General features: G+C 74.7%; 5 protein-coding genes and 3 pseudogenes. 4 read left to right on the forward strand and 4 right to left on the reverse strand.

Annotation, left to right across the window (positions count from 1 at the left end):
* Window positions 1-807 (reverse strand): annotated as a pseudogene (locus tag JNW91_RS27665) (hypothetical protein); the annotation flags it as partial.
* 80 nt (window positions 808-887) lie between these two features.
* Between JNW91_RS27665 and JNW91_RS27670 the strand changes: the two are divergent.
* Together JNW91_RS27670 and JNW91_RS27675 are read left to right on the forward strand one after the other, a co-directional pair.
* Window positions 888-2,705 carry a glycerol-3-phosphate dehydrogenase/oxidase gene (locus tag JNW91_RS27670; RefSeq protein ID WP_203178378.1) on the forward strand — a complete coding sequence of 606 codons (1,818 nt, stop codon included), beginning with the start codon at window positions 888-890 and terminating at the stop codon, window positions 2,703-2,705.
* A 322-nt stretch (window positions 2,706-3,027) separates the two neighbouring features.
* Window positions 3,028-3,330, forward strand: coding sequence for a hypothetical protein (locus tag JNW91_RS27675; RefSeq protein WP_203178374.1), 303 nt, complete (start codon window positions 3,028-3,030; stop codon window positions 3,328-3,330).
* Window positions 3,331-3,342: 12 nt separating this feature from the next.
* Here JNW91_RS27675 and JNW91_RS27680 read toward each other — a convergent pair.
* Window positions 3,343-4,742: pseudogene (locus JNW91_RS27680) on the reverse strand (FAD-binding oxidoreductase).
* 68 nt (window positions 4,743-4,810) lie between these two features.
* Here JNW91_RS27680 and JNW91_RS27685 point away from each other — a divergent pair.
* The gene (locus JNW91_RS27685) at window positions 4,811-5,095 is read left to right on the forward strand and encodes a DUF4031 domain-containing protein (protein WP_203178375.1); all 285 of its coding nucleotides are present in this window, start codon (window positions 4,811-4,813) and stop codon (window positions 5,093-5,095) included.
* Here the strand turns inward: JNW91_RS27685 and JNW91_RS27690 are convergent.
* On the reverse strand, window positions 5,067-5,723 hold the full coding sequence (locus JNW91_RS27690; RefSeq protein ID WP_309244502.1) for an HD domain-containing protein: 657 nt from the start codon (window positions 5,721-5,723) through the stop codon (window positions 5,067-5,069). The genes JNW91_RS27685 and JNW91_RS27690 overlap by 29 nt on opposite strands.
* Window positions 5,724-5,829: 106 nt before the next feature.
* Here JNW91_RS27690 and JNW91_RS27695 point away from each other — a divergent pair, with 106 nt between their 5' ends.
* Entirely contained in the window at window positions 5,830-7,065 is a 1,236-nt protein-coding gene (locus JNW91_RS27695) for an FUSC family protein (RefSeq protein WP_203178377.1), read from the forward strand.
* A 15-nt stretch (window positions 7,066-7,080) separates the two neighbouring features.
* Here JNW91_RS27695 and JNW91_RS27700 read toward each other — a convergent pair.
* Window positions 7,081-7,470 (reverse strand): annotated as a pseudogene (locus JNW91_RS27700) (aminotransferase class V-fold PLP-dependent enzyme); the annotation flags it as partial.

Here is a 7,470-nt window from a genome sequence, read left to right on the forward strand (position 1 = left end):
GGGGACGTCGCCGTTGGCCGGGCGGTGTTCAGCGGTGTGTCCCGGCAGCCCACCCTGGACTCGGTGACGCTCTACCACCGGCTGGAGAACGAGCCGCGGAAGCAGGCCCAGAAGGCCGCGTCGAGCAGCGTCCGCGGCCAGCGTGCCGATCGCGGTGGCCGCCGCCAGCGCCAGCACGGTCTCCAACAGCCCGCCGAGCGCGCCCAACCAGGCCCAGGGCAGCAGCAGCGCCAGCCCGGCGGCGACCGCGAGCAGTGGCACGGCACCGGGTCGGCGGGACCGTGGTCCGGCCGGCTCCGGACCGTCCACGGCTGCGGCCGGCGGCGCGGCGGAGGCGTACGGCGCGGCGGTGCTGCCCGGTACGCCCGAGCGTCGCGCCGACCAGCGCACGGTGAGTGCGGCGAGCGCCGCCACGGCGGCCAGCGTGACGAGGTACGCCTCGTGGTGCACCTGCGGCACGAGACGCGGCAGAGTGAGCACCCCGAGCGCGAGAGCGGCGGCGAGCCACACCCGTCCGGTGGCCCGCACCGGGGCCGACCGGGGCAGCACGGTCAGCAGCAACGCGGGCGTGCCGACCAGGACGACGGTGGCGAGGGCCAGCACCGGCCAGAGCCAGCCGACCCGGTCCCGTCCGAAGCCCAGCAGCACCTGATCCGTGACCCAACCACCGGTCTGGGTGGCCACGGTGACCCCGACGGTCCAGAAGCCGACCAGCACGGCCGCGACCACCGCCCACGGGTTGGCCCGGCCCGGTGGCGGCTGGTGAGCCAGCGGTTGACCAGCGGGTGACGGAGAGCCGACCTGCATGACTCGCACAGTACGGGGCGGGCGGCGCATGTCGGCACGCTGCCCAGGGCGGATACGGTGGATGGGTGCGAGACCCCAGTATCTCCCGATCCGTCGCCGGGCAGCTGTCGCCGGTCCGCCGTGCCGCCGACCTGCGTCGACTGCGCGCGGAGCGCTTCGACGTGTTGGTCATCGGGGGCGGGGTGACCGGTGCCGGCGCGGCGCTGGACGCGGCGTCCCGGGGGCTGAAGGTGGCTCTGGTGGAGGCGCGGGACCTCGCCGCCGGCACCTCCAGCCGCTCCAGCAAGCTGATCCACGGCGGCCTGCGCTACCTGGAGCAGTTGGAGTTCCACCTGGTCCACGAGGCGCTCACCGAGCGCGGCCTGCTGGCCACCCGCCTCGCGCCGCACCTGGTCCGCCCGGTGCCGTTCCTGGTGCCGCTGCCGGCCGGTCGGGGCCTGCGGGATCTGCCCGCCCGGCTCTTCCGCCGCTCGTACTACGGCGCCGGCGTGGCCGCCTACGACGCCTTCGCCGGGGTCTTCAACGGTGGCCGGGGAATGCCGCTGCACCGGCACCTGACCCGCGAGGGGGCCCGGCGGATCTTCCCGAGCCTGCGGGCCGACGCGCTGGCCGGAGCGATCCGCTACTACGACGGCCAGGTCGACGACGCCCGGCTGGTGGTCACCCTGGCCCGCACGGCGGCCAGCCTCGGTGCCACCGTGGTGAGCAGCGCGCGGGCGGTGGGGCTGATCCGGCAGGCGCGGGAGGTGACCGGTGTCCGGGTCCGCGACCTGGAGGCGCCGGCCGGCTCACCGGACGCCGAGTTCGAGGTGCAGGCCCGTACCGTCATCGCCGCCACCGGTGTGTGGAGCGACGACATGTCCCGGATGCTCAACGACGTGGGCCTGCGCCCCGGCGTCCGGGTGCGCGCGTCGAAGGGGGTGCACCTGGTGGTGCCCCGCTCGGCGATCACCGGCGAGACCGGGCTCATCCTGCGTACGGCCAGTTCGGTGCTCTTCGTCATCCCGTGGGGCGGGCACTGGATCATCGGTACGACGGACACCGACTGGCGGCTGGACCGGTCCCACCCGGCGGCTTCGGCCCGCGACATCGACTACCTGTTGCAGCAGGTCAACACCGTGCTGGACCGGCCGCTGACCACCGCCGACATCGAGGGCGTCTACGCCGGGCTGCGGCCGCTGCTGGCCGGTGAGGCCGACTCCACCTCGAAGCTGTCGCGCGAGCACGCCGTCTTCGAGCCGATGCTCGGCTTGCTGCTCGTCGCCGGTGGCAAGTACACGACGTACCGGGTGATGGCCTCGGACGTGGTCGACCGGGCCGCCCGGCGGCTGGGCGGCGCCCGCCCGTCGCGTACCGCCGACCTGCCGTTGCTGGGCGCCGACGGGTACCCGGCCATGTGGCGGGACCGGGCCGACCTGGCCCGCCGGCACGGCGTGCCGGTGGGGGTGGTGGAGCACCTGCTGGAGCGGTACGGCACCCTCACCCTGGACCTGTTGGCGCTGATCGACGCCGATCCGCTGCTGGCCTCCCCGCTGGCCGGCGCTCCGGAGTACCTGGCGGCGGAGGTCGCGTACGCGGCGCGGGCCGAGGGCGCGTTGCATCTGGAGGACGTGCTGACCCGGCGGACCCGGATCTCCTTCGAGACCAGCCATCGGGGCCTGGAGTCGGCGGAGCACGCCGCCGAGCTGATGGGTGCGGTGCTCGGCTGGGACGAGGACGTCCGGGTCCGCGAGGTGGAGCACTACCGCGCCCGGGTGGAGGCGGAGCGGCAGTCGCAGCTGATGCCGGACGACGCGGCGGCGGACGCGGCCCGGCTCGGTGCCCCGGATGTCCGGGGTTACGCGGCCGACCGTGGTGGCGACGACGACCAGGCCGCGGTGCGCCCGGCCGCCCGATGACCGAATAGTGACGTTACCGATGGGTAACCATCGATACCGACCCGGATGGTGGTTTCGGACGCTACCTACGGTGGGGTAGGTTTCCGCGCGTGCTGTACCGCGCGCGCCCCCGTCTGCTCGCCCCCCTGTTCGCTGCGGCACTCGCCGTGGCGCTGACCGGATGCTCGCCTATCGGCCGGGACGCCGGTGAGACACCGCAGGCACAACCACCGGTGGGCTCGGCGCCGGCGGGCCGCTGCCCGAGATCCCCACCACCGTCGCGGCGGGACAGGTCAGCCTGCTCCAGCGGCTCGGCACCGACGGCCCGCTGCGCACCCTCAGCGTGGAGCGCAACGGCGCGTGGCAGTGCCTGGACTGCGCCGGCGACGGGGTCACCTCCCGTGGCACGCTCGCCCCCGAGCAGACCGAACGGCTCCAGGTGCTGCTCGCCGACCCGAGGCTGGCCCAGGAGACCGACCAGGCCCGGCGGTACCGGGCCACCTGCATCGACGCGCTGACCTCCAGCCTGCTCACCTCCGCAGGGCTGATCACCTCGCAGGACTGCCCGGGCGAGGAACGACCGGTGGTCGCCGGGGAGATCCTGCTGCTGCTCACCCAGGCGACCCCGGCCGAGGTCAAGGGCTGATTCCGAGCCGGGTCAGAGCACCTTGCCCGGGTTGAGCAGACCGGCCGGGTCGAGCGCCGACTTGATCGCCTGGTGCACCCGGACGCCGACCGGCCCGATCTCCCGGGCCAGCCAGTCCCGCTTGAGCAGCCCCACTCCGTGCTCGCCGGTGCAGGTGCCGCCCAGGTCCAGGCCGAGCCGCATGATCTCGTCGAACGCCCGCCGGCCCCGTTCCAGGCTCGCCGGGTCGGCCCGGTCGACCACGATGTTCGGGTGCATGTTGCCGTCCCCGGCGTGCCCCACCACGCCGATCGGCACGTCGCACTCCGCCGCGATCCGGGCCACACCGTCCAGCAGCGCGGCGAGCGAGCCGCGCGGCACCGCCACGTCGTCGATCACCAGGCCGCCGTTGCCGCCCGGGTAGGCGTCGGCGGCGAACTTCTCCATCGCCGGGTGGGCCAGCCGCCGCGCCTGCAACAGCGCCGCCGCCTCCACCGCGTCGGTGGCCGCGTAGACCTCGTCGGCGCCGGCCGACTCGCACACCTGGGCCAGGTCGGCCAGGTCGTCCGCCGCCCGGGTACCGGTGTCCGCGGCGGCCAGGAGCAGGGCCTGCGCGTCGGTCCGCAGCCCCATCGGCTGGTACGCCTCGATCGCCCGCAGGTGGGTCTGGTCCAGCAGTTCCAGCAGGCTGGGTGTCAGCCCTCGGGCGGCGATCTCGGCCACCGCGGCGCCGGCCGCCGCCGTGGACGGGAAGACCGCCACCATGGTCAGCGACTGGGCCGGGGCGGGCCGCAACGCCACGGTCACCTCGGTGATCACCCCGAGGGTGCCCTCCGAGCCGACGAAGAGCCGGGTCAGGTCGTAGCCGGCCACGCCCTTCGCGGTACGCCGGCCGGTGCGCAGCACTCACCGGAGGCGAGCACGACCTCCAGGCCGAGCACGTACTCGGTGGTCACGCCGTACTTGACGCAGCACATGCCACCGGCGTTGGTGGACACGTTGCCGCCGATCGTGGACGACTCCCACGAGCCGGGGTCCGGCGGATACCACAGCCCCTGCTTGGCCACCGCCCCGGCAAGCGTCGCGTTGACCACCCCCGGCTGGACCACCGCGATCCGGCTCACCGGGTCGATCTCGCGGATCTCGTCCATCGCGACGGTGCTGAGCACCACCGCGCCGTCCACCGCGTTCGCCGCGCCGGCCAGCCCGGTCCGCGCGCCCTGCGGCACCACCGGTACGCCGTGTCGAGCCGCCGCCCGGACGACCGCGACCACCTGCTCGGTGCTGCGGGGGCGGGTCACCACCAGCGGGGTGCCGGCGGCGCAGAGGTCCGCCTCGTCCCGCTGGTGCATCCGCAGCAGGTCCGGGTCGGTGAGCACGGCGTTCTCGCCGAGCGCGGTGCGCAGGTCGTCGAGGAGTCCGGTGGGGGCCATGCAGCCGAGGCTAGGTCGCCGGCCGCCGATCATCAACATGATCCACTGAGCGGGATAGCTTGGGCGGCATGCTCTACCTGGACCGGCCTGCCTGGCCGTGGCGCGGTCGGCTCTGGTCACACCTGATCAGCGACGTCTCGTACGCCGAGCTGCACGCCTTCGCGGAGGCGTTGGGCGCGCCCCGGCGCGGCTTCGACCGTGACCACTACGACATTCCGGCCGACCGGTTCGCGGCGGCGGTGTGGCTCGGTGCCCGGGTGGTGCCGAGCCGGGAGCTGGTCCGGTTGCTCCGCGACGCCGGTCTGCGTCGCCCGAAGCACCTGGTCAGCCCGTCTCCACCGGTGAGTCGGTGAGCGCGGCCAGCTCGCGGCGCAGGTTGTCCCGGGCCGGCCGTTCCCACCGACTGGCCAGCGGCGGCAATCGGAACAGCGCGGGCAACGCCAGCAGATTGGTCAACACCGCCGCCCGTCCGGCCCGGAAGGCCGCCTCCGGCACGTGCGCGTACTCCCGGCGGATGGCCGCCGCGTAGCGGTCGTACGTCTGCGGCGGCGCGGCCAGCACGGCGAGATCCGCGTCGCAGAGCAGTGCGCCGTCGCGGTCCCCGGGTGTCACCGCGTGCCCGGCGGTGAGCAGCACCAGGCGGCGCACCTCGGCCGCCGCGGCCGCCGGCACGCCGAGCCCGGTGAGCACGCGTGTGGCCAGCGCGGCGCTGTCCCGTTCGTTGGCGTCTCCAGTGGCCCGGGGGTCGTAGACCGCGTCGTGGCACCAGGCGGCGAGCCGGACCAGGTCGACCCGGCCGGCCAGGTCGGCGTGCCGGTCCACCACGTCGAGTACGGCGCTCAGGTGGGCAACCGTGTGGTAGTGCCGGTGCGGCTCCCGCCACCGGGCGAGCAGCTGCTCGCCGGCCCGGGTCACGTCCGGTTCCGGCCGCGCGCCGGCATCCCGGGCCGCCGCCCGCCACCGGTCCAGCAGGTCGATCACCGCCCGAGTCTGCCGCATCGGCACGCGACGCGCGGGACGGGAGGATTCAGCGGTCCTGCCACGGGTAGTCGCGCCCATGGCCGTGGCCCGGGACAAGCGACCTCCGATGGTGCGGCGTACCGCGCTGCGCGAAGGGCTGGTGGACGTCGACGGTGCCCGGATCGCCGAGGCCACCGAGCAGTTGCGCCATCGCGGCCGGGCCACCCTGCACGACCGCCTGCACCGGGTGCGGATGGCCGGCGGACTGGCCGTGCAGGCCGGGCTCGCGGCCGGGCTGGCGTACCTGATCTCGCACAAGGTGCTCGGCAACCCGCAGCCGGTCTTCGCGCCGATCTCCGCGGTCGGCACCCTGGCCGCGTCGGTCGGCCAGCGGTTCCGCCGGACCGTGGAACTGATCGTCGGCGTCGGGATCGGGGTGGCCATCGGTGACTTCCTGATCTACCTGCTGGGCACCGGGGCCTGGCAGCTCGGCCTGGTGGTCACCGTGGCGATCCTGTTCACGATCTTCGCCGGGGCGAGCGTCGCCATCGTCATCCAGGCGGCGGCCACGGCGGTGCTGATCGTCACGCTGAGCCCGTCGACCCAGAACCTGGAGATCCCCCGCTTCGTCGACGCGTTCCTCGGCGGCGGGATCGCGCTGCTGGTGACGGCGCTGCTGCTGCCGCTGAATCCGCTCCGGGTGATCAACCGGGCCGCCCGGCCGGCCCTGGACCTGCTCGCCGCCCAGCTCGACGTCACCGCGGACGGATTGCGCAACCGGGACCGCGCGGGCGTCCAGCGGGCGCTGGAACGGCTGCGCAACAACAAGGAGGAACTGGCCACGCTGGCCGAGGCGATCGAGGGGGCCAAGGAGACCGCCACGCTGTCCCCGGCCCGCTGGCACCGCCGCGACGAACTGACCCACTACGCGGAGGCGGCCGACCCGATCGACCGGGCGATGCGCAACACCGGCACGCTGGTCCGCCGGTCCGTCACCCTGATCGAGGACGAGGAACCGGTGCCCGACCCGATGCCGGACGCCATCGGTCACCTCGCCGAGTCGGTCCGGCTGCTCAAGCACGAGTTCGCCGCGGGCGAGGCGCCGGAGAAGGCCCGGGAGCGGTCGCTGCGCGCGGTCAGCGAGGCCGGCCGGGCGTACGGCGAGGGGGTCGGCTTCTCCGGCAGCGTGGTCATCGCCCAGATCCGGACCACCGCCAGTGACCTGCTGGTGGCCTCCGGAGTCGAGCAGGAGGAGGCGAACCGCTGGATCCGCACCGCCTTCGGGGAGCAGGAGCGGCCCGTCGGTGAGACGGCCGATCCGGGCGAGGCGCCGAAACCGCCGACCGCCCCGCCCGTGGGGTGAACACCGCCGCCCGGCTCACCCCAGTTCGGCGAGCGCCGCGAGCAGCCGGTCCACCTGGTCGACGCTGCTGCCCAGGCCGATGCTGGCGCGCAGCGCGGTGGACGGCAGGTCCCGTCGGCCGCTGCGCCCCGCCGCCTCGGCGAGCAGTCGCCGAGCCAGCGGGTGGGCACAGAACAACCCGTCGCGTACGCCGATGCGGTGCTCCGCGGCCAGCCGGGCGGCCACCTCCGCGGAGTCCCACCCGGCGACCACGAACGAGACGATCCCGACCCGGGGCGCGTCCGGGCCGAAGGTGTGCAGCTCCACCACGTGCGGCAGGGCGGCGATGCCGGCCCGCAGCCGAGCCAGCAGCGCCTGCTCACCGTCGGCCAGCGCGGCCGGTCCGCGCCGGCCAGCGCCGTGCAC

Source organism: Micromonospora parastrephiae, from assembly GCF_016802865.1.
GTDB lineage: Bacteria > Actinomycetota > Actinomycetes > Mycobacteriales > Micromonosporaceae > Micromonospora > Micromonospora parastrephiae.

What these genes read in the sequence shown, in the direction of transcription:
- JNW91_RS27685 (WP_203178375.1), top strand. Translation starts at nt 4,811, where the DNA reads ATGCTCTACCTGGACCGGCCTGCCTGGCCGTGGCGCGGTCGGCTCTGG.
- JNW91_RS27695 (WP_203178377.1), top strand. Translation starts at nt 5,830, where the DNA reads ATGGTGCGGCGTACCGCGCTGCGCGAAGGGCTGGTGGACGTCGACGGT.